At 58.4% G+C, this 25,106-nt stretch carries 24 protein-coding genes and 1 riboswitch; of the genes, 18 read left to right on the forward strand and 6 right to left on the reverse strand.

The features are described from left to right. Nucleotides 1-34: 34 nt before the first annotated feature. The 4 genes from ACMGGH_RS12090 (at nt 35) to modC (ending at nt 2,886) form a co-directional block, all read left to right on the forward strand. A complete protein-coding gene (locus tag ACMGGH_RS12090) occupies nt 35-184 on the forward strand; it encodes an AcrZ family multidrug efflux pump-associated protein (RefSeq protein WP_041910751.1) in 150 nt (49 codons plus the stop codon). Between the two features lie 178 nt (nt 185-362). Then, nucleotides 363-1,136: a molybdate ABC transporter substrate-binding protein gene (gene modA / locus ACMGGH_RS12095; protein ID WP_041910750.1), complete on the forward strand. Its 774-nt coding sequence runs from the start codon at nt 363-365 to the stop codon at nt 1,134-1,136. Continuing rightward, a complete protein-coding gene (gene modB, locus ACMGGH_RS12100; RefSeq protein WP_041910749.1) occupies nt 1,136-1,825 on the forward strand; it encodes a molybdate ABC transporter permease subunit in 690 nt (229 codons plus the stop codon). Before modA ends, modB begins: the two co-directional genes overlap by 1 nt. A gap of 2 nt (nt 1,826-1,827) precedes the next feature. Next, nucleotides 1,828-2,886: a molybdenum ABC transporter ATP-binding protein ModC gene (gene modC / locus ACMGGH_RS12105; protein WP_232947997.1), complete on the forward strand. Its 1,059-nt coding sequence runs from the start codon at nt 1,828-1,830 to the stop codon at nt 2,884-2,886. Here modC and ACMGGH_RS12110 read toward each other — a convergent pair whose 3' ends face one another. Further along, nucleotides 2,887-3,705 carry a pyridoxal phosphatase gene (locus ACMGGH_RS12110; RefSeq protein WP_232947998.1) on the reverse strand — a complete coding sequence of 273 codons (819 nt, stop codon included), beginning with the start codon at nt 3,703-3,705 and terminating at the stop codon, nt 2,887-2,889. A 140-nt stretch (nt 3,706-3,845) separates the two neighbouring features. Here ACMGGH_RS12110 and pgl point away from each other — a divergent pair, with 140 nt between their 5' ends. Continuing rightward, entirely contained in the window at nt 3,846-4,841 is a 996-nt protein-coding gene (gene pgl, locus ACMGGH_RS12115) for a 6-phosphogluconolactonase (protein ID WP_041910746.1), read from the forward strand. Between the two features lie 443 nt (nt 4,842-5,284). Further along, on the forward strand, nt 5,285-5,374 hold the full coding sequence (tisB, locus tag ACMGGH_RS12120; protein WP_023332440.1) for a type I toxin-antitoxin system toxin TisB: 90 nt from the start codon (nt 5,285-5,287) through the stop codon (nt 5,372-5,374). Between the two features lie 55 nt (nt 5,375-5,429). On the opposite strand, the gene ACMGGH_RS12125 is transcribed toward tisB, so the two are convergent. Beyond that, nucleotides 5,430-6,713 carry a putative acyl-CoA thioester hydrolase gene (locus ACMGGH_RS12125; RefSeq protein ID WP_049001162.1) on the reverse strand — a complete coding sequence of 428 codons (1,284 nt, stop codon included), beginning with the start codon at nt 6,711-6,713 and terminating at the stop codon, nt 5,430-5,432. Between the two features lie 224 nt (nt 6,714-6,937). Between ACMGGH_RS12125 and hutI the strand changes: the two genes are divergently transcribed. From hutI to hutH, 5 genes are all read left to right on the forward strand, one after another. Next, nucleotides 6,938-8,158: an imidazolonepropionase gene (gene hutI / locus ACMGGH_RS12130; protein ID WP_232947999.1), complete on the forward strand. Its 1,221-nt coding sequence runs from the start codon at nt 6,938-6,940 to the stop codon at nt 8,156-8,158. Next, on the forward strand, nt 8,155-9,093 hold the full coding sequence (hutG, locus tag ACMGGH_RS12135; RefSeq protein WP_028012408.1) for a formimidoylglutamase: 939 nt from the start codon (nt 8,155-8,157) through the stop codon (nt 9,091-9,093). Before hutI ends, hutG begins: the two co-directional genes overlap by 4 nt. A gap of 19 nt (nt 9,094-9,112) precedes the next feature. Further along, nucleotides 9,113-9,847 (forward strand): histidine utilization repressor, encoded by a 735-nt coding sequence (locus tag ACMGGH_RS12140; RefSeq protein ID WP_028012409.1) that lies wholly within the window; start codon nt 9,113-9,115, stop codon nt 9,845-9,847. A gap of 127 nt (nt 9,848-9,974) precedes the next feature. Next, nucleotides 9,975-11,663 carry a urocanate hydratase gene (gene hutU, locus ACMGGH_RS12145; RefSeq protein ID WP_232948000.1) on the forward strand — a complete coding sequence of 563 codons (1,689 nt, stop codon included), beginning with the start codon at nt 9,975-9,977 and terminating at the stop codon, nt 11,661-11,663. Then, complete coding sequence (hutH, locus tag ACMGGH_RS12150) at nt 11,660-13,180, forward strand: histidine ammonia-lyase (RefSeq protein ID WP_049136993.1); 1,521 nt, start codon at nt 11,660-11,662, stop codon at nt 13,178-13,180. The genes hutU and hutH overlap by 4 nt, the downstream gene beginning before the upstream one ends. A gap of 90 nt (nt 13,181-13,270) precedes the next feature. Here hutH and ACMGGH_RS12155 read toward each other — a convergent pair whose 3' ends face one another. Both ACMGGH_RS12155 and bioA read right to left on the reverse strand, forming a co-directional pair. Continuing rightward, on the reverse strand, nt 13,271-13,747 hold the full coding sequence (locus ACMGGH_RS12155) for a kinase inhibitor (protein WP_028012412.1): 477 nt from the start codon (nt 13,745-13,747) through the stop codon (nt 13,271-13,273). Nucleotides 13,748-13,795: 48 nt separating this feature from the next. After that, nucleotides 13,796-15,085 carry an adenosylmethionine--8-amino-7-oxononanoate transaminase gene (gene bioA / locus ACMGGH_RS12160; RefSeq protein WP_075206601.1) on the reverse strand — a complete coding sequence of 430 codons (1,290 nt, stop codon included), beginning with the start codon at nt 15,083-15,085 and terminating at the stop codon, nt 13,796-13,798. 86 nt (nt 15,086-15,171) lie between these two features. On the opposite strand from bioA, the gene bioB reads away from it, so the two are divergent. From bioB to bioD, 4 genes are read left to right on the forward strand one after another with little or no spacing between them, the layout of a single operon-like run. After that, nucleotides 15,172-16,212, forward strand: coding sequence for a biotin synthase BioB (bioB, locus tag ACMGGH_RS12165; RefSeq protein ID WP_232948001.1), 1,041 nt, complete (start codon nt 15,172-15,174; stop codon nt 16,210-16,212). Continuing rightward, entirely contained in the window at nt 16,209-17,366 is a 1,158-nt protein-coding gene (bioF, locus tag ACMGGH_RS12170) for an 8-amino-7-oxononanoate synthase (protein ID WP_232948002.1), read from the forward strand. The genes bioB and bioF overlap by 4 nt, the downstream gene beginning before the upstream one ends. Continuing rightward, a complete protein-coding gene (gene bioC, locus ACMGGH_RS12175) occupies nt 17,350-18,105 on the forward strand; it encodes a malonyl-ACP O-methyltransferase BioC (protein ID WP_059357977.1) in 756 nt (251 codons plus the stop codon). The genes bioF and bioC overlap by 17 nt, the downstream gene beginning before the upstream one ends. Beyond that, entirely contained in the window at nt 18,098-18,799 is a 702-nt protein-coding gene (bioD, locus tag ACMGGH_RS12180; protein WP_059357978.1) for a dethiobiotin synthase, read from the forward strand. Before bioC ends, bioD begins: the two co-directional genes overlap by 8 nt. Here the strand turns inward: bioD and ACMGGH_RS12185 are convergent. Continuing rightward, complete coding sequence (locus tag ACMGGH_RS12185) at nt 18,762-19,484, reverse strand: ABC transporter ATP-binding protein (protein WP_232948003.1); 723 nt, start codon at nt 19,482-19,484, stop codon at nt 18,762-18,764. The genes bioD and ACMGGH_RS12185 overlap by 38 nt on opposite strands. Before the next feature lie 750 nt (nt 19,485-20,234). On the opposite strand from ACMGGH_RS12185, the gene uvrB reads away from it, so the two are divergent. Beyond that, nucleotides 20,235-22,250, forward strand: a complete 2,016-nt coding sequence (gene uvrB / locus ACMGGH_RS12190; RefSeq protein WP_028012419.1) for an excinuclease ABC subunit UvrB — start codon at nt 20,235-20,237, stop codon at nt 22,248-22,250. Between the two features lie 74 nt (nt 22,251-22,324). On the opposite strand, the gene yvcK is transcribed toward uvrB, so the two are convergent. Then, the gene (gene yvcK / locus ACMGGH_RS12195; protein WP_028012420.1) at nt 22,325-23,233 is read right to left on the reverse strand and encodes a uridine diphosphate-N-acetylglucosamine-binding protein YvcK; all 909 of its coding nucleotides are present in this window, start codon (nt 23,231-23,233) and stop codon (nt 22,325-22,327) included. Between the two features lie 225 nt (nt 23,234-23,458). Then, nucleotides 23,459-23,592: riboswitch (molybdenum cofactor riboswitch) on the forward strand. Between yvcK and moaA the strand changes: the two genes are divergently transcribed. Both moaA and moaB read left to right on the forward strand, forming a co-directional pair. Next, nucleotides 23,580-24,569, forward strand: a complete 990-nt coding sequence (gene moaA, locus ACMGGH_RS12200; protein ID WP_232948004.1) for a GTP 3',8-cyclase MoaA — start codon at nt 23,580-23,582, stop codon at nt 24,567-24,569. (Overlaps the previous riboswitch by 13 nt.) A gap of 24 nt (nt 24,570-24,593) precedes the next feature. Beyond that, on the forward strand, nt 24,594-25,106 hold the full coding sequence (moaB, locus tag ACMGGH_RS12205; protein ID WP_028012422.1) for a molybdenum cofactor biosynthesis protein B: 513 nt from the start codon (nt 24,594-24,596) through the stop codon (nt 25,104-25,106).

Genomic DNA, 25,106 nt, shown 5'->3' on the forward strand with positions numbered 1-25,106 from the left:
TAGAATAGCCCATTCACAAAATCTGGAGAAAACCATGTTAGAGTTGTTGAAAAGTCTGGTATTCGCCGTGATCATGGTACCAGTAGTGATGGCCATCATCCTCGGTGCCATCTACGGCCTGGGTGAAGTGTTCAACATCTTTTCGAATATCGGTCACCGAGACCGTGCGAAAAAGCAGCATTAATTTCCCACAAAACGCCCGGCTTGCCCGGGCGTTTTGCTCTCAAGCTTTTCTTACTTTCGCCGATATTATTTAACGTAACACACCGTGTTACCCCTTGAGCGGTACGAATTACCGCTGGGATCTCCCTGACGATACCGTTATATTAATATGTATATAACGCTACTCACAGGAGTTACAGATGGCACGTTCATGGGTACGCCTTTTCGCAGGGGCAACGCTGACGCTTTCACTTACCGGACACGCGCTGGCGGACGAAGGTAAAATCACGGTCTTTGCGGCAGCGTCGTTGACCAACGCGCTGCAGGATATTGCGGCGGCGTATAAAAAAGAGAAAAACGTCGAGGTAGTCTCCTCTTTTGCCTCTTCCTCTACGCTGGCACGGCAGATAGAAGCGGGCGCTCCGGCAGATCTGTTTATCTCTGCTGACCAGAAGTGGATGGACTACGCGGTGGAGAAGAAATCGATTGATGCGGCGACCCGCGAAACGCTGCTGGGCAATAGCCTGGTTGTGGTTGCACCGAAGGCCAGCGCGCAGGGTGAAATCACCATCAATAAAGAGACAAACTGGACCCGCCTGCTGAACGGTGGCCGTCTGGCGGTGGGTGACCCGGAACACGTTCCGGCCGGGATTTACGCCAAAGAAGCGCTGCAAAAGCTGGGCGCGTGGGAGACCCTGTCACCAAAACTGGCCCCGGCGGAAGATGTGCGCGGCGCGCTGGCGCTGGTGGAGCGTAACGAAGCTCCGCTAGGCATTGTGTATGGTTCCGATGCCGTTGCCAGCAAGGGTGTAAAAGTGGTTGGCACCTTCCCGGAAGACTCCCACAAGAAAGTGGAATATCCTGTGGCGATTGTTGATGGACATAAAAATGCGACCGTAACGGCCTTCCGCGATTATCTGAAGGGGCCGGAGGCGTCCGCAATCTTTAAACGTTATGGATTTACGACTCACTGATGATACTGACCGATCCTGAATGGCAGGCTGTTCTGCTGAGCCTTAAAGTCTCTTCCCTGGCGGTTGCGCTGAGTTTGCCCTTTGGGATCTTTTTTGCCTGGCTACTGGTTCGCTGTCGGTTCCCCGGCAAAGCGCTGCTCGACAGCGTCCTTCATCTTCCCCTGGTTTTACCGCCGGTGGTGGTCGGTTATCTGCTGCTGATTTCGATGGGGCGACGCGGTTTTATCGGCGAAAAGCTCTACGACTGGTTCGGAATCACCTTTGCCTTTAGCTGGCGCGGTGCGGTACTGGCGGCGGCGGTGATGTCATTCCCGCTGATGGTCAGAGCGATCCGCCTCGCGCTGGAAGGCGTGGATATGAAGCTCGAACAGGCAGCCCGCACGCTCGGTGCCGGGCGCTGGCGCGTCTTTTTTACCATCACGCTTCCGCTTACGCTGCCGGGCATCATTGTCGGGACGGTGCTGGCGTTCGCCCGCTCGCTGGGCGAGTTTGGTGCGACCATCACCTTTGTGTCGAACATTCCCGGCGAGACGCGGACCATCCCATCGGCCATGTATACCCTGATTCAGACGCCAGGGGGAGAGAGTGCCGCAGCGCGGCTGTGCATCATCTCTATCGTATTAGCCCTGGTTTCGCTGCTGGTTTCTGAATGGCTGGCACGGCTAAGTCGCGAACGGATGGGGAAATAACGATGCTGGAACTGAATTTCACCCAGACGCTGGGAAACCATACTCTGACGCTTAACGAGACGCTGCCTGCATGCGGCATCACTGCCGTCTTCGGCGTGTCGGGCGCGGGTAAAACGTCTCTGATTAACGCCATCAGCGGCCTGACGCGCCCGCAGTCAGGGCGCATTGTCCTGAACAACCGCGTCCTGAATGACGTGGAGAACAAGATTTACCTTTCGCCGGATAAGCGCCGCATCGGTTATGTTTTTCAGGACGCGCGCTTGTTCCCGCACTACAGCGTGCGCGGCAACCTGCGCTACGGCATGGCGAAAAGCATGGCCGGGCAGTTTGATAAGCTGGTGACGCTTTTAGGCATTGAACCCCTGCTCGACAGGCTGCCGTCCTCGCTCTCCGGCGGGGAGAAACAGCGTGTGGCTATAGGCCGCGCGTTGCTGACCGCCCCCGAACTGCTGCTGCTCGACGAGCCGCTGGCTTCGCTGGATATACCGCGTAAGCGCGAGCTTTTGCCTTACCTGCAGCGTCTGACCCGCGAAATTAATATTCCGATGCTCTACGTCAGCCATTCGCTGGATGAGATCCTCCATCTGGCCGACAAAGTGCTGGTGCTGGAAGAGGGCAGCGTGAAGGCCTACGGCAACCTGGAAGAGGTGTGGGGCAGTAGCGTGATGCACCCCTGGTTACCCAGGGAGCAGCAGAGCAGCATCCTGAAGGTGAGCGTTCTGGAGCATCACCCACACTACGCGATGACCGCCCTGGCGCTGGGCGACCAGCATCTTTGGGTCAATAAGATCGACAAACCATTACAGTCCGCGCTGCGGATCCGCATCCAGGCGTCGGACGTCTCGCTGGTGCTGCAGCCGCCGCTGCAAACCAGTATTCGAAATATTCTGCGCGCCAAAGTGGCGGAATGTTTTGATGATAACGGGCAGGTAGAGGTGAAGCTCGACGTGGGCAGCAGGACGCTCTGGGCGCGCATCAGCCCGTGGGCCAGGGATGAGTTAGCAATCAAGCCCGGCCTGTGGCTGTACGCGCAAATTAAGAGCGTTTCGATCACCGCCTGATTACAGCAGGTGGGTATAGATGTACTGCGCGATGCTGTCGGTGGTGTTGTCGCCAATCACCACGTTAGCGCGCGCTTTTACCGCGTCGTCGGCATTGCCCATCGCCACGCCCGTACCGACGGCTTCCAGCATGCTGATGTCGTTGTAGTTATCGCCGAAGGCGATCGCGTCCTGCATTGACCAGCCCTGCGATTCCACGTACTGCGTCAGGCGCTTGCCTTTGCTGTTACCCTTGCGGGCAATATCCACCTGATCGTGCCAGGACCATTCGCACTCCAGCCCCAGCGTGTCCTCGACGTGTTTCGCGAAGGTATTCAGCTTGGTGGTGTCTTCATCCGTCAGGGCAAACTTCCAGATAGCCTCAACGTCCTGGGCCGCCTGACGCAGAGAGGAAACCTGGGTAAAGACCGGACGCTGCGCTTCTGGCAGGGACAACGCCCAGTTGCTGGTGCGTACCACATGGCCGGTTGGGCGCTCGTACACCATCGCGTTATCCACATACATCAGGCCGTGAACGTCATGCTCATCCAGCAGATCGATCAGCTGCAGCGCCTGGGGAACCGGCAGCGGGTCGGAGGCTAAAACCTTTTTTGCCTGATAATCATACAAATAAGTGCCATTACAACAAATTGCAGGTGTATCCAGCGCCAGTGCCTGATAAAAAGGGTGAATGGCAACGTGATGTCGACCCGTTACGATAAGGAGTTGATATCCCACTTCCTGCGCGCGTTTAAGCGCTTCAAGGGAGGAGGGGAGCAGGGTTTTCTGAGGGGTAAGTAATGTTCCGTCTAAATCCAGTGCAATCACACGCGAGGTCATTTGTTCTTCCGGGTTAATGTTGAATTTTAGGTCTCAGGGGATGTTACACCGAGAGTAAATCGCTGCAAAATTCCTGGCTAAAATTCAGCATTCACCGTTAAAAATAATCACTTTCACGTGCAGTGAGGAAAGGAGTATTCATGAAACAAACCGTTTATACCGCCAGTCCTGAAAGTCAGCAGATCCACGTCTGGCGCTTGAATGCAGAAGGTTCGCTCACGCTGGTTCAGGTTGTTGACGTGCCGGGCCAGGTGCAACCGATGGTCGTCAGCCCGGATAAACGTTTCTTATACGTGGGTGTGCGCCCGGAGTTTCGCGTGCTGGCCTACCGCATCTCTCCTGACGACGGCGCGCTGACCTACACCGCTGAAGCGCCACTGCCGGGCAGCCCAACCCACATCTCGACCGATCGTAAAGGCCGCTTCATTTTTAGCGGTTCTTACAATGCCGGTTGCGTCAGCGTGACCCGTCTTGACGATGGTATTCCGGTAGAAACTGTCGACGTGGTGGAAGGGCTGGAAGGCTGCCATTCGGCGAATATCTCCCCGGACAACCGCACGCTGTGGGTGCCTGCGCTGAAGCAGGATCGAATCTGCCTGTTCACCCTGAGCGACGATGGTCACCTGGTGGCGCAGAATCCGGCTGAAGTCACCACCGTTGAGGGCGCGGGTCCGCGTCATATGGTCTTCCACCCGAACCAGCAATATGCTTACGTCGTTAACGAACTGAACAGCTCGGTGGACGTATGGGAGCTGAAAGATCCTAACGGTCAGATTGAGTGCGTACAGACGCTGGACATGATGCCGTCTGACTTCTCTGACACTCGCTGGGCGGCAGATATTCACATCACGCCGGATGGTCGCCATCTGTACGCCTGCGACCGCACCTCCAGCCTGATTACCGTCTTCAGCGTCTCCGAAGATGGCAGCGTGCTGGCTATTGAGGGCTTCCAGCCAACGGAAACCCAGCCGCGCGGCTTTAATATCGATCACAGCGGTAAATACCTGATTGCGGCGGGGCAGAAATCCCATCACATCGCGCTGTATGAAATCAAAGGCGAGCAGGGCCTGCTGGAAGAGAAAGGACGCTACGCTGTAGGCCAGGGGCCAATGTGGGTGGTGGTTAACGCGCACTAAGCGGCTTAAAACAAAAAACCTCGCGCATGCGAGGTTTTTTTATGCCCGGTGGTAGCCGGGTGAGCACATCAAAACGTAACCAACAGGGCCATCATAATGTCGACTCAAGGCGATGTAAATTCATCGTCAACGAACAAAGGAGAACACGGAATGATCGGTGAATAGTATATAAATAATAATCAGACACTTAAGTGCTTTTGCTTTATAAATTCCTAAATTGGTTTTAACTGTTTTTATGTACAGTAGTGATTTGATATCATTCTGTGCGTTGGTTCGATGTGTTGCAGTTCCGCAATTCAGGATCCTTTTTAAGTCCTGGCTGTCGGGTGGTGCCGACGGTGCCTAAACTGCGGAGCACATCAAAACATAACCAACACACCTCTGGTGACAGGCAGCGGAAAGGTAAACCAGAGGAGAAGTGCTCTATACCAAAGGAGTGGCGTATGAGCGGTGTGGAATGGGCAATTCTGTTCCTGCAACTCATGGTTGCGATTATGCAACTATTGGATGCGTATCTTAAGTTTGGAGCCTGACGCATTCAGTCGCAGTAAAAAGGGGGATTAAACTCCCCCTTTTACTCTCATCTCGTTACTGCTTCGGCTCAGCAACCACGTTGCTGCCCAGGCCGCGGTTGTTGTATTCCCACATGCGGTTGAAGTTCGCGTCGTTCAGGTTGCGCTGCACGTTTCCTTTATCGTCCACCGCACCGGTGTTGCCGGAGAACGGACGTTTGGAGACAGCCGCATCAGCCCACGGCTTCGCCACGTTAAAGCCTTCGTTGATCACGCTGTCGCGGATAACGACCTGGCCGTTGGTCGCAGAGTCCACGTCCAGGGAGCGGCCCAGCTGCGCCACGCCGTCACCGGCCGCGTTAAAGCGGCTGTTCACGGCCAGGAAGCCGTAAAACAGGTTAGACTGGGTTGCCGGAGCAAACACATAGCCTTCCTGCTGGGTACGGGAATTCACCACGCGGAAATCGGTGTTATCAAACACCACCGCGCCGCGACCGGACACCAGATCCACGTCACCTTCAACGTAGCTGTTGGTCACCAGCGTACGGGTCAGACGGTTGTTCTGCAGCGTGTTCTGTACGCCGCTGTTGGTCACGAAGAAGGTGTTCTGACGGCCCAGAATATTGACGTTGTTAATCTGCACCTTATCGCCGTCGCTACGCAGCGCCACGGCCTGATGGTTACCGGCATCCACGCTGTCACCCAGGGTATTCTGAATGGTCAGGTTCTGCAGCTGCAGACCGTTGTTTTGAGACCAAAATACCGCTGAGCACATCATGCCAACGGTGGCGGAACGCTTGCTCTGGCAGTTATCAAACATATACCACGCCGGTTTGCCCGGCATATATTTGCCTGCCGGGTTCACCAGGTGACGCCAGGCGGTGCTGTCGATTTCGGAATCAATCGCCAGGCCAATTTTTACGTCGATGGCTTTTTCACCCAGACCGTAAATCGTAATGCTGCCAGGAGCCGCCGGAACATACACGGTGCCTTCGTATTCACCCGGCAGGATCGCGATGTACTGGCGAGACGCGCTGTGTTTAGTGATTGCCGCGTCAACCGCTGCCTGGATAGTGGTATGCGTTACGCCCTGCGCGCCAGCCGGGCCAACAACGAAGTCAGGCTGTTTAGGCAGGTTAATAGAAGACGGTGTCCACGGCGCGGCGTTAGGATCCATCGCCGAGAAGTAATGGGCGCGGTCGAAATTCTTCGCTTCATCCGCGGACAAAATCGGGCGGGAGGCGGTACCGGGCGCTACCTGCTCAGAAGGACGCTGATCCGGTGGTGTAGAACTGCATGCGGATAATGTCACGCCAAAGGCGAGCGCTAACGCCAGACGGGAAATCCTGGAAATGTTCAAGGTGAAGCTCCTGGGTATGCAAGTCTTTACGGGATAGACGAAATAGCCTGCTTTTTTATACTAAGTTGAGCGAAACGGGAAGATAAAAAGGGTAAAAGTTGCATTTTTTGCCCGGAGGTGACGGGAAAGTCATCACAAATAAATAACATTTTCCCTTAAGGCGGTTGACAGCAGACGATGGATGCAAATAAATGTCTATACAACCCATGACAAGTGGAATGCCCATGCAGCTTCAACCTGACGATGTTATATGGCGAAATGCGCGCCTGGCAACAATGGTTCCCGATACATCCGCGCCTTATGGCCTGAAAGAGCAGCACGCGCTGGTCGTGAGCGGCCAAACTATCCTTGGCGTGCTTCCTGAATCTGACCTTCCTTCCGGACACCGTCACGTCATCGATCTTGAGGGACGTCTGGTCACGCCTGGCCTGATTGACTGCCATACCCATCTGGTATTTGGCGGCGACCGTGCGGCGGAGTGGGAACAGCGTCTGAACGGCGTCTCTTACCAGACCATCAGCGCTCAGGGGGGCGGGATTAACGCCACCGTGACGGCTACGCGCAGCAGTTCCCTGGAAACCCTGCTGAAACTGGCGCAGCAGCGGCTCCAGCGTCTGATGAATGAAGGTGTGACGACCGTTGAAATCAAATCGGGATACGGACTCAACGCCGAGGCCGAAGAGAAGATGCTGCAGGTTGCCCGCCAGCTGAGCCTCAATAACCCGGTTGATATCAGCCCAACGCTGCTGGCGGCCCATGCGGTGCCGGCAGAATATCGACAGGATCCGGATGCGTACCTCGCGCTGGTCTGTGAGCAGATCCTGCCCACGCTGTGGCAAAAAGAGTTGTTTGAAGCAGTAGACGTGTTTTGTGAAAACGTCGGCTTTACCCCGTCGCAAACCGAGCGCCTCTTCCAGGCCGCCGCCGCGCTCGGTATCCCGGTGAAAGGGCATGTTGAACAGCTGTCGAATCAGGGCGGAGCGGCGCTGGTCAGCCAATATAACGGACTGTCGGCCGATCATATCGAATATCTCGACGACGCAGGCGTTCAGGCGATGGCGCAAAGCGGTACGGTTGCGGTACTGCTCCCCGGCGCGTTCTATTTTCTGCAGGAGCGCCAGCGTCCGCCGGTTGATCAGCTCCGAAAACGTGGTGTGCCGATGGCCGTCGCCACCGACTATAACCCCGGCACCAGCCCGTTTGCCAGCCTGCACCTGGCGATGAATATGGCCTGCGTCCAGTTTGGCCTGACGCCCGAAGAAGCCTGGGCTGGCGTCACGCGGCATGCGGCGCAGGCGCTGGGGCGCGGTGAAACCCACGGGCAGCTGCGGGCCGGGTTTGTCGCTGATTTTATCGTCTGGGATGCTCACCATCCGGTAGAGATGGTCTACGAGCCGGGACGCAATCCGCTGTATCAACGTATTTTCCGTGGGGAGGCAGTATGAAGTTATGGCGGCCCGTCGCCGAAACGGTCTGGCAGGGGCGAGACGACAGCGCCGAAGCCAGCAATGCAACGCGCATTTTCCAGACGATACAACAGCAGGCGCAGTTCACGCCGCTTTCATCCGGCATCGCGCTGATAGGCTTTGAATGCGATGCAGGTGTTAAACGCAATCAGGGCAGGCCCGGCGCTGCGCAGGCTCCTGATATTCTGCGCAAAGCGCTGGCGAATATGGCAAGCCATCAGGGACACGAACGGCTGGCGGATATGGGCTCGGTGTACGTTGAAGGCGATGAGCTTGAACCCGCGCAGCGGGCGTTAAGCGATGCCGTGACGGCCTGCCAGCAGTCCGGGATGCGCACGCTGGTGTTTGGCGGCGGGCATGAAACTGCCTGGGCGCATGGACGGGGTGTTCTGGATGCATTCCCCGGCGAGCGCGTGGCGGTGATAAACCTGGATGCGCATCTCGACCTGCGCAAGGCCGACCGGGCGACGTCCGGTACGCCGTTTCGTCAGCTGGCTCAATACTGCGATGAATGCGGGCGCGAGTTTCGCTACGCCTGCTTTGGCGTCAGCCGCGCGGCGAACACCCAGGCACTGTGGGATGAGGCCGAACGCCTGAACGTCACGCTGGTGGAGGATCTCCATTTCAGACGCGAGGCATTATCGGCGCTGGAAAAAGTGCTGGCGCAGGCCGATCGTATCTATCTGACGATCGATCTGGACGTCCTGCCCGCGGGCGAAATGCCTGCCGTTTCCGCCCCTGCGGCGTTAGGCGTCCCGGCAATGGATCTAATGCCGGTTATTGAACAAATCTGCCGCAGCGGTAAGCTGCAGGCCGCCGATCTGGTAGAGTTTAACCCGCAGTACGATCGGGACGGACAGGGCGCAAAGCTCGCTGCCCGTCTGGCCTGGCAAATTGCTCACTGGTGGGCATAACACTATTAAAGGAGTCACGATGTTTTCACGCTCGTCCCTGCCGCAACCGAGCCCGCCCGCGCCTTTCTATGAAAAGGTGAAGCAGGCGATCAGCGAAAAGATTGCTACCGGCGTCTGGCGCCCGCACGATCGCATTCCGTCGGAGGCCGAGCTGGTGGCGCAGTTCGGTTTTAGCCGGATGACCGTCAACCGGGCGCTGCGCGAGCTCACCGACGAAGGACTTCTGGTGCGCCTGCAGGGCGTGGGGACGTTTGTGGCGGAACCGAAAGGGCAATCTGCCCTGTTTGAAATCCGCAGCATTGCCGATGAGATAACCTCGCGTAATCATCAGCACCGCTGCGAAGTGTTGGTGCTGGAAGAGACCCAGGCCAGCGCCGAGCAGGCCGTTGAGCTAAATGTCAAAGAGGGTAGCCGCATCTTCCACTCTGTGATGGTGCATTTTGAAAACGACATTCCGGTGCAGATTGAAGATCGCTGCGTCAACGCAGAGCGGATACCGGAATACCTGAACCAGGATTACACCCACACCACGCCGCACGCGTATCTCTCGCTCGTCGCACCGCTCACGGAAGGGGAGCACATTGTGGAGGCCGTACGCGCGACGCCGCAGGAGTGCGAGCTGTTGCGCATTAAAGAACACGATCCGTGCCTGCTGATCCGCCGTCGTACCTGGTCATCATCGCATATCGTGTCGCATGCCCGACTGCTTTTCCCGGGGAACCGTTACCGGCTGCAGGGCCACTTTATGTCATAAGTTTTATAAGCGTGATCGCTAACGCAATATAACAAAATTGTATCTTTTTTGTTAAATCCGACCTTGTGTGTGCTTGTCTATACAAGTATATCTAAATGCATCATCTGTCCCTTATGAGGAGCACACAATGTCGTCAGGTAAATACCGCCAGCAGGACGTCCGCGCCGCGCGCGGCACCACGCTTACTGCCAAAAGCTGGCTCACCGAAGCCCCGCTGCGCATGTTGATGAACAACCTTGATCCTGAGGTGGCGGAAAACCCCCACGAACTGGTGGTCTACGGCGGCATAGGCCGCGCCGCACGCAACTGGGAATGCTATGACGCAATTGTAAAATCCCTGACCGAACTCGAACACGACGAAACCCTGCTGGTGCAGTCCGGCAAGCCGGTTGGCGTATTTAAAACCCATAAGAACGCGCCGCGCGTGCTGATCGCCAACTCTAACCTCGTGCCGCACTGGGCCACCTGGGAACACTTCAACGAACTGGACGCGAAAGGGCTGGCGATGTATGGCCAGATGACCGCCGGGAGCTGGATCTACATCGGCAGCCAGGGGATTGTGCAGGGCACCTACGAAACCTTCGTGGAAGCGGGGCGTCAGCACTATAACGGATCGCTGAAAGGCCGCTGGGTGCTTACCGCCGGTCTGGGCGGGATGGGCGGCGCGCAGCCGCTGGCCGCCACGCTGGCCGGCGCGTGCTCGCTGAACATTGAGTGCCAGCAGAGCCGCATTGATTTCCGTTTGCGTACCCGTTACGTCGACGAACAGGCCGAGAATCTTGATGACGCGCTGGCGCGCATTAAAAAATACACATCCGAAGGCAAAGCGGTGTCGATTGCCCTGTGCGGTAACGCGGCGGATATTCTGCCGGAGCTGGTTGCCCGCGGCGTGCGTCCGGATCTCGTCACCGACCAGACCAGCGCCCATGACCCGCTGCACGGTTACCTGCCAAAAGGCTGGACGTGGGAAGACTACCAGCAAAAAGCGGAAACCGACCCTGAAGGCACGGTACTGGCGGCTAAGCGTTCGATGGCGGAACACGTCTCCGCGATGCTGGCCTTCAGCCAGTTGGGTATTCCAACCTTTGACTACGGCAACAACATCCGCCAGATGGCGAAAGAGATGGGCGTGAATAACGCCTTCGATTTCCCCGGCTTCGTGCCTGCCTATATCCGTCCGCTGTTCTGCCGCGGCATCGGCCCGTTCCGCTGGGTGGCCTTGTCCGGCGATCCGCAGGATATCTACAAAACCGACGCCAAAGTGAAGGAGATCGTCGCAGACGACGAACACCTGCACCACTGGCTGGATATGGCTCGCGAACGCATCAGCTTCCAGGGCTTGCCGGCGCGCATCTGCTGGGTAGGGCTGGAGTGGCGGCAAAAGCTGGGTCTGGCCTTCAACGAAATGGTGCGCAGCGGTGAAGTCTCCGCGCCTATCGTCATTGGCCGCGACCATCTGGACTCCGGCTCCGTCGCCAGCCCAAACCGTGAAACCGAAGCCATGCGCGACGGATCTGACGCGGTCTCCGACTGGCCATTGCTTAATGCCCTGCTGAATACCGCCAGCGGCGCCACCTGGGTCTCGCTGCACCACGGCGGCGGCGTCGGGATGGGCTTCTCCCAGCACTCAGGGATGGTCATCGTCTGTGATGGAACCGATGAAGCGGCCGCGCGCATCGCCCGTGTGCTGCACAACGACCCGGCAACCGGCGTGATGCGTCACGCGGATGCGGGTTACGAGATTGCCATTGACTGTGCCAAAGAGCAGGGACTGAACCTGCCGATGATCCCTGCCACACAAGGAAAGCATGTATGAACGCGTTAACACTCACTCCCGGCTCGCTGACGCTCAAACAGCTGCGTAACGTCTGGCGCCAGCCGGTCACCCTTTCACTTGATGAAAGCGCCCACGCCGCGATAAACGACAGCGTCGCCTGCGTAGAAGCGATTGTTGCCGAAGGGCGCACTGCCTACGGGATTAACACCGGCTTTGGCCTGCTGGCGCAGACCCGCATCGCCACGCACGATCTGGAAAACTTACAGCGTTCGCTGGTGCTGTCGCACGCGGCGGGCGTCGGCCAGCCGCTGGATGATGAGATTGTCCGTCTGATGATGGTGCTCAAAATCAACAGCCTGGCGCGCGGTTTCTCGGGCATTCGCCTGAGCGTGATCCAGGCGCTGATGGCCCTGGTGAATGCAGAAGTCTATCCGTGGATCCCGGCAAAAGGTTCCGTCGGTGCCTCCGGCGATCTCGCCCCGCTGGCGCACATGTCGCTGCTGCTGCTGGGTGAGGGCAAAGCGCGCTGGCAGGGCGAGTGGCTCCCTGCGAAAGAAGCGCTGGCAAAAGCCGGCTTAACGCCAGTCACCCTCGCGGCAAAAGAGGGGCTGGCGCTGCTCAACGGCACGCAGGCGTCGACGGCCTTTGCGCTGCGCGGCCTGTTTGAAGCGGAAGATCTCTTTGCCTCGGCGGTGGTGTGCGGTGCGCTGACCACCGAGGCTGTGCTCGGCTCGCGTCGTCCGTTTGACGCGCGTATTCACGCGGTGCGCGGCCAGCGCGGGCAGATTGATGCCGCCGCCATGTACCGCCACGTGCTTACCGACACGAGTGAGATTGCGGATTCACACCATAACTGCGAGAAGGTGCAGGATCCGTATTCTCTGCGCTGTCAGCCGCAGGTGATGGGCGCGTGCCTGACGCAGCTGCGCCAGGCGGCAGAGGTGCTGCTGGTGGAGGCCAATGCGGTCTCCGACAACCCGCTGGTATTCGCCGAGGAAAACGAGGTGGTCTCCGGGGGCAACTTCCACGCCGAGCCGGTGGCGATGGCGGCGGATAATATCGCGCTGGCGATTGCCGAAGTCGGCGCGTTGTCCGAGCGCCGTATCGCGCTGATGATGGATAAACACATGTCCCAACTGCCACCGTTCCTGGTGCGTAACGGCGGGGTTAACTCAGGCTTTATGATCGCTCAGGTGACGGCCGCAGCGCTGGCAAGCGAGAACAAAGCGCTGTCGCACCCGCACAGCGTGGACAGCCTGCCAACCTCGGCGAACCAGGAAGATCACGTGTCGATGGCCCCGGCGGCCGGGCGTCGTCTGTGGGAGATGGCCTCCAACACCCGCGGCGTGCTGGCGGTGGAGTGGCTGGCGGCGTGTCAGGGTATCGATCTGCGCGAAGGGCTTAAATCCAGCCCGCTGCTGGAGCAGGCGCGCCATGTGCTGCGCGAGCACGTCACGCATTACGATGACGACCGCTTCTTTGCGCCGGACATTGATAAGGCGATGCAGCTTCTGGAGGAGGGACGCCTTGTAGGACTGCTACCTTCGGTGCTGTGATGTTTTGCCCGGTAGCGCTGCGCTTACCGGGCCTACGCCTACGAATGCGAAATCCAGGCCGGGTAAGGCGTAGCCGCCACCCGGCTTTTTTCAGGAATACATCGCCGTAATCGACGCGCTCCCCAGGGAATGGAAATGCACGTTAAACCCGACCATCGCGCCGCTCGCGCCTTCATCGACCTCAATCTTCTCCACATCCAGCGCGTGCACCGTGAAGATATAGCGGTGGGTTTCCCCTTTTGGCGGCGCCGCGCCGCCGTAGCCCGCTTTACCAAAGTCAGTGCGCGTCTGAATGGCACCTTCAGGCAGGGCAACCAGGTCTGAACCGGAACCCTGCGGCAGCACGCGCGTGTCGGCGGGCAGGTTCGCCACAACCCAGTGCCACCAGCCCGAGCCGGTCGGCGCGTCCGGGTCGTAGCAGGTCACGACAAAGCTTTTGGTTCCTGCAGGAACGTCGTCCCACGCCAGGTGCGGGGAGATATTATCCCCCTGATAGCCCATGCCGTTGAAAACGTGGCGTTCCGGGAGTTTTTCACCGTCGCGCAGATCTTTACTGATGATTTTCATACGGTTTATCCTCGTTATTCACTCGTTCAGGAAGTGTAACGCATGGAATTAAATCGCGAAATGCGCGGGAATGTTAACGGCTGTTACGACCGCGTCGGTTAATTTACGCAGCTGCTCCGGCGTGATGCTGTACGGCGGCATCAGGTAGATAAGCTTGCCGAAAGGCCGCACCCAGACGCCCTGCTCAACGAAAAAGCGCTGCAGCGCCGCCATGTTCACCGGGCGGGTGGTCTCAATCACCCCGATGGCACCCAGCACGCGCACGTCCGCCACAAAATTCGCCCCCGAGGCGGCGCTCAGCTCTCCTTTCAGCTGTGCCTCAATCGCCGCGACCTGCGTCTGCCACTCGCCGCTCTCCAGAATGGCGAGGCTTTCGCTTGCCACGGCGCAGGCCAGCGGGTTGCCCATAAACGTCGGGCCGTGCATAAAGCAGCCCGCCTCGCCGTCGCTGATAGTGTCGGCAACCTGACGAGTGGTGAGGGTGGCGGAGAGCGTCATGGTGCCGCCAGTCAGCGCTTTACCCAGACACAGAATATCCGGGGCGATACCCGCATGTTCGCAGGCAAACAGCTTGCCGGTGCGGCCAAAGCCGGTGGCAATTTCATCGGCAATCAGCAGAATGCCCTCGCGGTCGCACATCTTGCGAATGCGCCTCAGCCATTCCGGATGGTACATCCGCATTCCGCCCGCGCCCTGCACGATCGGTTCGAGAATAACGGCGGCGATTTCATGGCGATGGGCCGCCATCAGCCGCGCGAAGCCCACCATGTCCGTCTCGTTCCACTCGCCGTCGAATCGGCTTTGCGGCGCAGGGGCAAACAGGTTTTCTGGCAGATACCCCTTCCACAGGCTGTGCATGGAGTTGTCCGGATCGCAGACCGACATCGCCCCGAAGGTATCCCCGTGATAGCCGTTGCGGAAGGTGAGGAACCGCTGGCGCGTTTCGCCCTTCGCATGCCAGTACTGCAGCGCCATCTTCATCGCCACTTCCACCGCCACCGAGCCGGAATCGGCCAGGAAAACGCACTCCAGCGAGTCAGGCGTCATCGCCACCAGGCGACGGCATAAATCCACCGCGGGCTGATGGGTGATTCCGCCAAACATCACGTGCGACATCTGGTCAATCTGAGCCTTCATCGCCGCGTTCAGGCGCGGGTGGTTATACCCGTGAATCGCCGCCCACCAGGAGGACATTCCGTCAACCAGCCGCTCGCCGCTGGCGAGATGCAGCTCGCAGCCGTGGGCAGAGGCCACCGGATAGACGGGAAGGGGGCGGGTAGTAGAGGTGTAAGGGTGCCAGATATGCTGCTTGTCGAAGGCGAGATCGTCCTGGGTCATAATCGACTTGTAAACCATTTTGAAAAGTTTTAGGTTTACGAGTATAAACCGAACCGAAAATTAACAAAACCCTTTGGAGAAGCCCAATGGCTCACCACGCACGCTGGACGATGTCGCAAGTTACTGAATTATTCAACAAACCTTTCCTTGAGCTGATGTTTGAAGCGCAACAGGTGCATCGTCAGCACTTCGATCCTCGCCATGTTCAGGTCAGCACGCTGCTGTCGATCAAGACCGGCGCCTGTCCTGAAGACTGCAAATATTGCCCGCAGAGCGCGCGCTACAAAACCGGTCTCGAATCCGAGCGTCTGATGGAAGTGGAGCAGGTGCTCGACTCCGCGCGCAAGGCGAAAAACGCCGGCTCAACCCGCTTCTGCATGGGCGCGGCGTGGAAGAACCCGCACGATCGCGATATGCCGTATCTGGAGCAGATGGTGAAAGGCGTGAAGGAGATGGGGCTTGAGGCCTGCATGACCCTCGGAACGCTGAACGAGGAGCAGGCGCAGCGTCTCTCTGCCGCGGGGCTGGACTACTACAACCACAACCTCGACACCTCGCCGGAATTTTACGGCAACATCATCACCACGCGCACCTACCAGGAGCGTCTGGATACGCTGGATAAAGTGCGTGACGCGGGGATCAGGGTCTGCTCCGGCGGCATCGTGGGCTTAGGTGAAACGGTGAAAGACCGTGCGGGCCTGCTGCTGCAGCTGGCGAACCTGCCGACCCCGCCGGAAAGCGTGCCGATCAACATGCTGGTGAAGGTCAAGGGCACGCCGCTGGCGGATAACGAGGACGTGGATGCGTTTGATTTTATTCGCACCATCGCGGTGGCGCGCATCATGATGCCAACGTCTTACGTTCGCCTCTCTGCGGGCCGCGAGCAGATGAACGAGCAGACTCAGGCAATGTGCTTTATGGCCGGCGCCAACTCCATCTTCTACGGCTGCAAGCTGCTGACCACGCCGAACCCGGAAGAGGACAAAGACGTTCAGCTGTTCCGCAAGCTGGGGTTGAACCCGCATCAGACCGGGGTGCTGACGGGCGATAACGAGCAACAGCAGCAGCTGGAGCAGCAGATTCTCAACGCCGACACCGACCAGTTCTACAACGCGGCAGCCGTATGACCTGGCAGGCACGGATTAATGCCGCGCTGGAAGAACGCCGGGCGGCAGAGGCGTTTCGCGCTCGAAGAGTGGTGGAAAACGGCGCGGGCCGTTTTCTGACCCGCGAGGGACGGCAGTTTTGTAATTTCTCCAGCAACGACTATCTCGGGCTGAGCCAGCATCGGGCCATTATCCGCGCCTGGCAGCAGGGCGCGGAGCGGTTTGGCGTGGGCAGCGGTGGCTCGGGGCACGTCAGCGGATACACCACGGCGCATCAGGCACTGGAAGAGGCGCTTGCCGACTGGCTGGGCTACCCGCGTGCGCTGCTGTTTATCTCCGGCTTTGCCGCCAATCAGGCGGTCATCACGGCCATGATGGGGAAAGAGGACCGCATTGTCGCCGACCGCTTAAGCCACGCCTCGCTGCTGGAAGCGGCAAACTTAAGTCCCGCCCAGCTGCGGCGTTTTGCCCATAACGATGCGTCACAGCTCGCCTCGCTGCTGGACAAACCCTGCGACGGGCAACAGCTGGCAGTCACGGAAGGGGTGTTCAGCATGGACGGCGACAGTGCGCCGCTTGCCGCGCTTCACGAGGCCGCAAAGCGGCAAAACGCCTGGCTGCTGGTCGATGATGCTCACGGTACTGGGGTGATGGGAGATGAAGGACGCGGCAGCGCCCATCAACAAAACGTGAAGCCGGAACTGCTGGTGGTTACCTTCGGCAAAGGCTTTGGCGTCAGCGGCGCCGCCGTGCTGTGCAGCGAATCTGTCGCCAACTATCTGCTGCAGTTTGCCCGTCACCTCATCTACAGCACCAGCATGCCCCCGGCGCAGGCCGTGGCGCTGTCGGCGTCGCTGGCGGTGATCCGCAGCGCAGAAGGGGATGAACGCCGTCAGCAGCTGGCAGAGCACATCTCCTGCTTCCGTCAGGGACTGGCGGCGCTTCCCTTCCAGAGTCCCGATTCGCAGAGCGCTATTCAGCCGGTGATTGTCGGCGAAAACGGCCGCGCGCTGGCGCTGGCCCAGGCGCTGCGCGAGCGGGGGATGTGGGTTACGGCCATTCGTCCGCCAACCGTTCCGCCGGGCACCGCGCGTCTGCGCTTAACCCTGACGGCGGCGCATGAGGCGCAGGATATCCAGACGCTGCTGGAGGCGCTTCATGATGCCGGTGAATAAACAGGCCGTTGCGGCGGCGTTTGGCCGGGCCGCACGGAGCTATTCGCAGCACGATGAACTCCAGCGCCAGAGCGCGCTGGGGCTTCTGGCCGCGCTTGGCGAGAACCGCTTCCCGCAGGTGCTGGACGCCGGCTGTGGTCCCGGCAGCAACAGCCGCTACTGGCGCGAGGCGGGGAGCGAGGTGACGGCCATCGACCTGTCGCCCGCCATGCTGGACGAGGCGCGCCAGCAGCAGGCGGCGCATCAGTATGTAGTGGCCGATATCGAGGCTATCCCGCTGGCGGACGCGCAGTTCGAGCTGGTCTGGAGCCATCTGGCGGTGCAGTGGTGCAGCAGCCTGCCGCAGGCGTTACGCGAGCTTTATCGCGTCGCACGACCGGGAGGAAAGGTGGCCTTTACAACCTTGCTGGAAAGTTCGCTGCCGGAGCTGAATCAGGCGTGGAAAGCGGTGGATGAACAGCCGCACGCGAACCGCTTTTTATCGTATGAGCAGGTGACGCAGGCGCTGGCTGGCTGGCGCTGTCGCAGCACGGTGCAAACCATCACGCTTAATTTTAGCGACGCGTTCAGCGCCATGCGCTCTCTGAAGGGCATCGGCGCCACGCACCTGCACGCCGGGCGGGAGAAAAAACCGCTGACCCGGGGGCAGCTGCAACGCCTGGAGCTGGCCTGGCCGCAGCAGCGGGGCCTTTTCCCGCTCTCTTATCAACTTTTTCATGGGATTATCGAACGTGACTGAACGTTATTTTGTTACCGGCACGGATACGGAAGTGGGCAAAACGGTTGCCAGCGCTGCGCTGCTGCAGGCGGCACGACTGCTCGGAAAAAACACCGCCGGATATAAGCCCGTAGCTTCCGGCAGCGAGATGACGGCGGAAGGGTTACGCAACACCGACGCGCTGGCGCTCCAGCGTAACAGCACGCGTGAACTCGCCTACTCCGCGGTGAATCCGTACACCTTTGCCGAGCCGACCTCGCCGCACATTATCAGCGCTGACGAAGGCCGTCCGATTGATTTCGCCGTGCTGTCTGCCGGGTTACGGACGCTGGAAAGCCAGGCCGACTGGGTGCTGGTGGAAGGCGCGGGAGGCTGGTTTACGCCACTTTCGGACACGCAGACCTTTGCTGACTGGGTGCAGGCCGAGCGGCTTCCGGTCATTCTGGTCGTCGGCGTGAAGCTGGGCTGCATCAATCACGCCATGCTGACGGCGCAGGCCGTTCAGCAGGCAGGGCTGACGCTGGCAGGCTGGATAGCCAACGACGTGGTTGCGCCGGGCAGGCGGCATGAGGAGTATCTGGCGACCCTCAAGCGCGTGCTCCCGGCACCGTTCCTCGGGGAAATCCCCTGGATTGCTGGCGATGCTGAGCAGGCCGAAACCGGGCGTTATCTCGACCTCAGCGTCTTGCTTCCCGCGACATCCAGTGGGCGATAAGCTCATCGTTCAGCTCGCTAACGTGGCCCTGAGCCACGTTACGCCCGCGATAAAGCATGCAAAACCGATCCGCCACCCGGCGGATAAACGACAGCTGCTGCTCCGCCAGCAGCACCGTCATGCCTAACTCCCGGTTTAAGCGCACCAGCAGATGCGCCAGCTTCTGGGCAAATCCGTGTCCTGCCCCATGCGTAGGCTCATCCAGAATCAGCATCCGCGGGCGGTTGACCAGTGCATTCGCCAGGGCAAGCTGATACTGATCCTCTGGCGAAAGGGCATTGCCCCGCGTCTGACGACGCGCGTAGAGTTCCGGGAACAGATCGTATACGTCGCTTTTCGCCGCCGGGTCGGGTTTCCCCATCGCCCGCATGGCAATATGCAGATTCTCCTCAATCGTCAGTTGAGAGAAAATACGCCTGTCCTGCGGCACATAGCCTATTCCCGGCTCTGAACGTTGTTCCGGTGCCGGGCTGAGCAAATCACGCGGCGGTGCGCCCGCTTCATGCCAGATAATCGTGCCGCTTTCGACGGGGATGTTTCCGGTAATGCAGTTCATCAGGGTGGTTTTGCCCATCCCCGGCAGGCCTATGACGCCTGTACACATCCCTTGCGGAAAATCCAAATTCACGTTCCATAGCGTATGTTGGCTTCCGTAAAACTGATTCACTGCACGCAGACTCAACATCTTTCTCTCCTTAAAAATGCGTAGGGATAGGCCTGACGTGAAGCTGCAAAACGCTTGCCAGAAACCTGAAATCGATTAAAAAAACGACTTTTTTAGGAATAAGCCACAGGAGAGCAGGGTAAAAACGCGTGGCTTGCACATCGACGGTGCCGGGAATGGTGAGTTGTGGTGCAGGACGAAAAATGGCTGAAATGTGAGCAGGATCGCATCTGTTGGTTATGAATGACTCAACTGTTTATCGTCAAAAAAGAGCTATAAAAATTTTTTGTTGCCGCCTCGTGGGAAAATCCGGGAATTTGCTGAGCGGCGGTCTACACGGGCTGGAAGCAGTTATCCACTATTCCTGTGGATAACCATGTGCATTAGAGTTAGAAAACACGCGATAAGCGAGAGAAGACGCGGCTTTCGCCCAAATTGACGCGAAACGCGGCTTTAGAAAATATCGTTTAAAATTTAATTGCTTAGATAAAAGCAATTACCGTAATGAAAGTGTCACTCGTTGCCATAAAACTATCATTACCTGGCTTGACAAATGTTAAAAAAGAAAAAGTTCTGGGGATAACCCAACCTGGCTGGTTTTTTATCTCGTCAGAGCCTAAATTTTGTCCGCTAACGCGCTAATGACTCCGCCGCTACGCTAAATATCCTGACACGCTACTGGTTTTTCATCCAGTGTTTTTTACTGGCATTCCTGGCAACAACGAGTAAAATTACTCACCTGCCGCTTATAACGTCATCAGGTCGTCGCCCATGAGTAAACCGTTCAAACTGAATTCTGCTTTCCGCCCCTCTGGCGATCAGCCTGAGGCGATCCGTCGTCTTAAAGAGGGGCTGGAAGACGGGCTGGCGCACCAGACGCTGCTGGGGGTAACCGGCTCGGGCAAAACGTTTACTGTCGCCAACGTGATCGCTGACCTGCAGCGCCCCACGATGGTGCTTGCACCCAATAAAACCCTCGCGGCACAGCTTTATGGCGAGATGAAAGAGTTCTTCCCAGAAAACGCGGTGGAGTATTTTGTCTCCTACTACGATTACTACCAGCCGGAAGCCTATGTGCCGAGCTCTGATACCTTCATCGAGAAAGATGCTTCGGTGAACGAACACATCGAACAGATGCGACTGTCGGCGACCAAGGCGCTGCTTGAGCGTCGCGATGTGGTTGTGGTCGCGTCTGTTTCGGCGATTTACGGCCTGGGCGATCCGGATCTCTATCTGAAGATGATGCTGCACCTGACGCAGGGGATGATCATCGATCAGCGCGCAATTTTGCGCCGTCTGGCCGAGCTGCAGTACACCCGTAATGACCAGGCCTTCCAGCGCGGGACGTTCCGCGTGCGCGGTGAGGTGATCGACATCTTCCCGGCGGAATCGGACGATATGGCGCTGCGCGTCGAGCTGTTTGACGAAGAGGTTGAGCGTTTGTCACTGTTCGACCCGCTGACCGGCCACGTTGAGTCGGTGATACAGCGTTTTACCATCTACCCTAAAACGCACTACGTGACGCCACGAGAGCGTATCGTGCAGGCGATGGAAGAGATCAAAGAGGAGCTTGCAGAGCGCCGTAAGGTGCTTCTGGCTAACAATAAGCTGCTGGAAGAGCAGCGCCTGAGCCAGCGCACCCAGTTCGATCTGGAGATGATGAACGAGCTGGGCTACTGCTCGGGTATCGAAAACTACTCGCGCTTCCTCTCCGGGCGCGGGCCGGGCGAGCCACCGCCGACGCTGTTTGACTACCTTCCGGCCGACGGTCTGCTGGTGATCGACGAATCCCACGTCACGATCCCGCAGATCGGCGGGATGTACCGCGGTGACCGCGCGCGTAAAGAGACGCTGGTGGAGTACGGCTTCCGCCTGCCGTCAGCGCTGGATAACCGTCCGATGAAGTTTGAAGAGTTTGAGGCGCTGGCGCCGCAGACCATCTACGTGTCGGCCACGCCGGGCAACTACGAGCTGGAAAAATCGGGCGATGAGGTGATCGACCAGGTGGTTCGTCCGACAGGGCTGCTGGACCCGATTATCGAAGTGCGCCCGGTGGCGACCCAGGTGGACGATCTGCTCTCTGAGATCCGCGCCCGTTCCGCCATCAACGAGCGCGTGCTGGTGACGACGCTCACCAAGCGCATGGCGGAAGACCTGACCGAGTATCTTGAAGAACACGGTGAGAAGGTGCGCTATCTGCACTCGGATATCGACACCGTGGAGCGCATGGAGATTATCCGCGATCTGCGTCTGGGCGAGTTTGACGTGCTGGTGGGGATCAACCTGTTGCGAGAAGGTCTGGATATGCCGGAAGTTTCGCTGGTGGCGATTCTGGACGCCGATAAAGAGGGCTTCCTGCGCTCTGAACGCTCCCTGATCCAGACCATTGGCCGCGCCGCGCGTAACGTCAACGGGAAAGCGATTCTGTACGGCGACAAAATCACCCCGTCGATGGCGAAAGCGATTGGCGAAACGGAACGCCGACGCGAGAAGCAGCAGCGCTACAACGAAGAGCACGGCATTACGCCGCAGGGGCTGAACAAGAAGGTGGTGGATATTCTGGCGCTGGGTCAGAACATTGCTAAGACCAAAGCGAAAGGCCGCGGCAAGGCGCGTTCAGTGGTGGAAGAAGATACCGTCGTACTGACGCCGAAGGCGCTGCAGCAGAAAATCCACGAGCTGGAAGGGCAGATGATGCAGCACGCCCAGAACCTGGAGTTCGAAGAGGCGGCGCAGATCCGCGACCAGCTGCATCAGCTGCGGGATCTGTTTATCGCGGCATCATAGATAAAGCGGCGTGTATTCCCCCTCTCCCCGTGGGAGAGGGCTGGGGTGAGGGCATCAGGCCGCACAAAGCGAACCTAACCCAACGCCTGAATCGCTTTCTCCAGCGCCTCGCGCAGCAGGTGGCGGTCGTGACGATATTTAATATCGCTGGCTTCCAGCGGCTCCTGCACCACCACGCGATCGCCAATCCCTGTCACATCCACTTTTGGCCCAACCACGACGCCGTCGATAATTTTCTTACCGACGTACTGCTCCATCAGGTCCAGCTTGTCCGCCAGCGACAGGCTCGCCGCTGCCGGGCTCAGCTCACGGCCCAGGTTACCGATATAGACCATCGGGGCAGGGGTGCGACGCAGCGCCTGCGCCAGCTCTTTTACCAGCAGAATGGGCATCAGGCTGGTATAAAAACTGCCTGGACCGATCAGGATAAGATCCGCTTCACCAATGGCCTCTACTGCTTCCCGCGTGGCGGGTACGCTCGGATAGGTCATCAACTCCGTTGGCGGCAGGAGGAGCTGGTCAATATTCACCTCGCCGTAAACTTCATGCCCTTCGGCATCGATTGCCATCAAGTCAACCGGTTGTTCAGACATGGGGATCAGGAATGCATCCACCTTGAGCAGATTACGGATTAAGTTAATGGCTTCCAGTGGCCGTACGCTCAGGTGATCCAGCGCCTTTAACATCAGATTTCCGAGGTTATGCCCGGAAAGTTCGCCATTGCCGCCAAAACGGTACTCAAACATCGCCGACGCGACGCTCGGTTCGGTAATTAACTGGTTCAGGCAGTTGCGCATATCTCCCCAGGCAATGCCGCCTTCAGCCCGCCTGATCCGCCCGGTTGAGCCGCCGTTGTCGGTGGTTGTCACTATCCCTGTCAGCCGTGAGCCCAGTGACGACAAAGAGGACATGACGCGGCCCAGGCCGTGGCCTCCGCCAAGAGCGACCACTCGGTCAAGATCCGCAAAAGTGCGATTGCGCATACGTATTCCTTATCACGTTCGATCGCGTAACAGTAACCTAACTACCCCCAAAAGACGATGCCTCACCCAATGCAAAATGACGTATATCAATGCGAAAATGCGGTTTTTAGGTATTCTGTAGCGAAAATGCAGGACTGAATCGCTATATACATAATTATATAGCGAAAAGCGACAATGGCGGAGTGTCGATTTCCACGCTACTATCGCCATAACCACGTTTTCAAAACTGAAAACATACACTCTAGCCCTGGCGCCTGTGTCGAATGATATGGCGCCCTGGCCGTGGCGGATTTGCCACCAGGGTACAGAAAGAAATGACTGTGCCTCCCGATCTGGAAAGGTGTACATGGCTTCACAACTTACTGATGCTTTCGCGCGTAAGTTTTACTACTTGCGTCTGTCGATTACCGATGTGTGCAACTTCCGTTGCACCTACTGCCTGCCCGATGGCTACAAGCCGGGCAGCGTCACCAATAATAGCTTTCTCTCCGTGGATGAAGTGCGCCGCGTCACGCGTGCGTTCTCGGAGCTCGGTACCGAAAAAGTCCGTCTGACCGGTGGCGAACCCTCCCTGCGCCGCGATTTCCCCGACATCATTGCCGCCGTACGCGAAAACGAACGCATCCGCCAGATCGCGGTGACCACCAACGGTTACCGCATGGCGCGTGACGTGGCCAACTGGCGCGACGCTGGCCTAACCGCGATCAACGTCAGCGTGGACAGCCTTGATGCCCGGCAGTTTCACGCCATTACCGGTCAGGACAAGTTCCGCCAGGTGATGGACGGCATCGATGCGGCGTTTACCGCCGGGTTCGAAAAGGTCAAAGTCAACACGGTGCTGATGCGCGACGTAAACCACCATCAGCTCGACACCTTCCTGGCGTGGATTAAGTCCCGTCCCATTCAACTGCGTTTTATCGAGCTGATGGAAACGGGCGAGGGCAGCGAACTGTTCCGCCGCCACCATATTTCCGGCATGGTGTTGCGCGACGAGCTGCTGAAACGCGGCTGGATCCACCAGATCCGCCAGCGCAGCGACGGCCCGGCACAGGTCTTTTGTCACCCGGATTACGAAGGCGAAATTGGGCTTATCATGCCCTATGAAAAAGACTTCTGCGCCAGCTGTAACCGCCTGCGCGTATCGTCGGTGGGCAAGCTTCATCTCTGCCTGTTTGGCGACGGCGGCGTGGATCTTCGCGATCTGCTGGAAGACGATGCCCAACAGGGTGCACTTCAAGCACGCATTTCCGAGGCGCTGACGCACAAAAAGCAGACCCATTTCCTGCATCAGGGCAATACCGGCATTACTCAGAACCTGTCCTACATCGGCGGGTAATCAGTCTTTAGAAGGAACCAGAAGATGAGTCAGGTCAGCGCAGAATTTATCCCGACACGCATTGCTATTCTTACCGTTTCCGACCGCCGTGGAGAAGAAGATGATACCTCCGGCCACTGGCTGCGTGAGGCGGCCCATGACGCGGGGCATACCATCGTCGATAAAGCGATTGTGAAAGAGAACCGCTACGCCATTCGCGCGCAGGTCTCTCAGTGGATCGCCAGTGCTGAGGTGCAGGTGGTGCTGATCACCGGCGGCACCGGCTTTACCGCGGGCGATCAGGCCCCCGAGGCGCTAATCCCGCTGTTTGACCGCGAGGTGGAAGGCTTCGGCGAAGTGTTCCGCATGCTCTCCTTTGAAGAGATTGGCACCTCCACGCTGCAGTCGCGCGCGGTGGCCGGCGTGGCAAACAACACGCTGATTTTCGCCATGCCGGGCTCGACCAAAGCCTGCCGCACCGCATGGGAAAATATTATTGCCCCGCAGCTGGATGCCCGTACCCGTCCGTGTAATTTTCATCCCCATTTGAAGAAGTAA

This window comes from Enterobacter sp. BNK-16, assembly GCF_048684955.1.
Lineage (GTDB): Bacteria > Pseudomonadota > Gammaproteobacteria > Enterobacterales > Enterobacteriaceae > Enterobacter > Enterobacter bugandensis.

Coding starts and splice junctions, on each gene's coding strand:
- ACMGGH_RS12090 (WP_041910751.1), top strand. CDS start 35: ATGTTAGAGTTGTTGAAAAGTCTGGTATTCGCCGTGATCATGGTACCA.
- modA (WP_041910750.1), top strand. CDS start 363: ATGGCACGTTCATGGGTACGCCTTTTCGCAGGGGCAACGCTGACGCTT.
- modB (WP_041910749.1), top strand. CDS start 1,136: ATGATACTGACCGATCCTGAATGGCAGGCTGTTCTGCTGAGCCTTAAA.
- modC (WP_232947997.1), top strand. CDS start 1,828: ATGCTGGAACTGAATTTCACCCAGACGCTGGGAAACCATACTCTGACG.
- ACMGGH_RS12110 (WP_232947998.1), bottom strand. CDS start 3,705: ATGACCTCGCGTGTGATTGCACTGGATTTAGACGGAACATTACTTACC.
- pgl (WP_041910746.1), top strand. CDS start 3,846: ATGAAACAAACCGTTTATACCGCCAGTCCTGAAAGTCAGCAGATCCAC.
- tisB (WP_023332440.1), top strand. CDS start 5,285: ATGAGCGGTGTGGAATGGGCAATTCTGTTCCTGCAACTCATGGTTGCG.
- hutI (WP_232947999.1), top strand. CDS start 6,938: ATGCAGCTTCAACCTGACGATGTTATATGGCGAAATGCGCGCCTGGCA.
- hutG (WP_028012408.1), top strand. CDS start 8,155: ATGAAGTTATGGCGGCCCGTCGCCGAAACGGTCTGGCAGGGGCGAGAC.
- ACMGGH_RS12140 (WP_028012409.1), top strand. CDS start 9,113: ATGTTTTCACGCTCGTCCCTGCCGCAACCGAGCCCGCCCGCGCCTTTC.
- hutU (WP_232948000.1), top strand. CDS start 9,975: ATGTCGTCAGGTAAATACCGCCAGCAGGACGTCCGCGCCGCGCGCGGC.
- hutH (WP_049136993.1), top strand. CDS start 11,660: ATGAACGCGTTAACACTCACTCCCGGCTCGCTGACGCTCAAACAGCTG.
- ACMGGH_RS12155 (WP_028012412.1), bottom strand. CDS start 13,747: ATGAAAATCATCAGTAAAGATCTGCGCGACGGTGAAAAACTCCCGGAA.
- bioA (WP_075206601.1), bottom strand. CDS start 15,085: ATGACCCAGGACGATCTCGCCTTCGACAAGCAGCATATCTGGCACCCT.
- bioB (WP_232948001.1), top strand. CDS start 15,172: ATGGCTCACCACGCACGCTGGACGATGTCGCAAGTTACTGAATTATTC.
- bioF (WP_232948002.1), top strand. CDS start 16,209: ATGACCTGGCAGGCACGGATTAATGCCGCGCTGGAAGAACGCCGGGCG.
- bioC (WP_059357977.1), top strand. CDS start 17,350: ATGATGCCGGTGAATAAACAGGCCGTTGCGGCGGCGTTTGGCCGGGCC.
- ACMGGH_RS12185 (WP_232948003.1), bottom strand. CDS start 19,484: ATGTTGAGTCTGCGTGCAGTGAATCAGTTTTACGGAAGCCAACATACG.
- uvrB (WP_028012419.1), top strand. CDS start 20,235: ATGAGTAAACCGTTCAAACTGAATTCTGCTTTCCGCCCCTCTGGCGAT.
- yvcK (WP_028012420.1), bottom strand. CDS start 23,233: ATGCGCAATCGCACTTTTGCGGATCTTGACCGAGTGGTCGCTCTTGGC.
- moaA (WP_232948004.1), top strand. CDS start 23,580: ATGGCTTCACAACTTACTGATGCTTTCGCGCGTAAGTTTTACTACTTG.
- moaB (WP_028012422.1), top strand. CDS start 24,594: ATGAGTCAGGTCAGCGCAGAATTTATCCCGACACGCATTGCTATTCTT.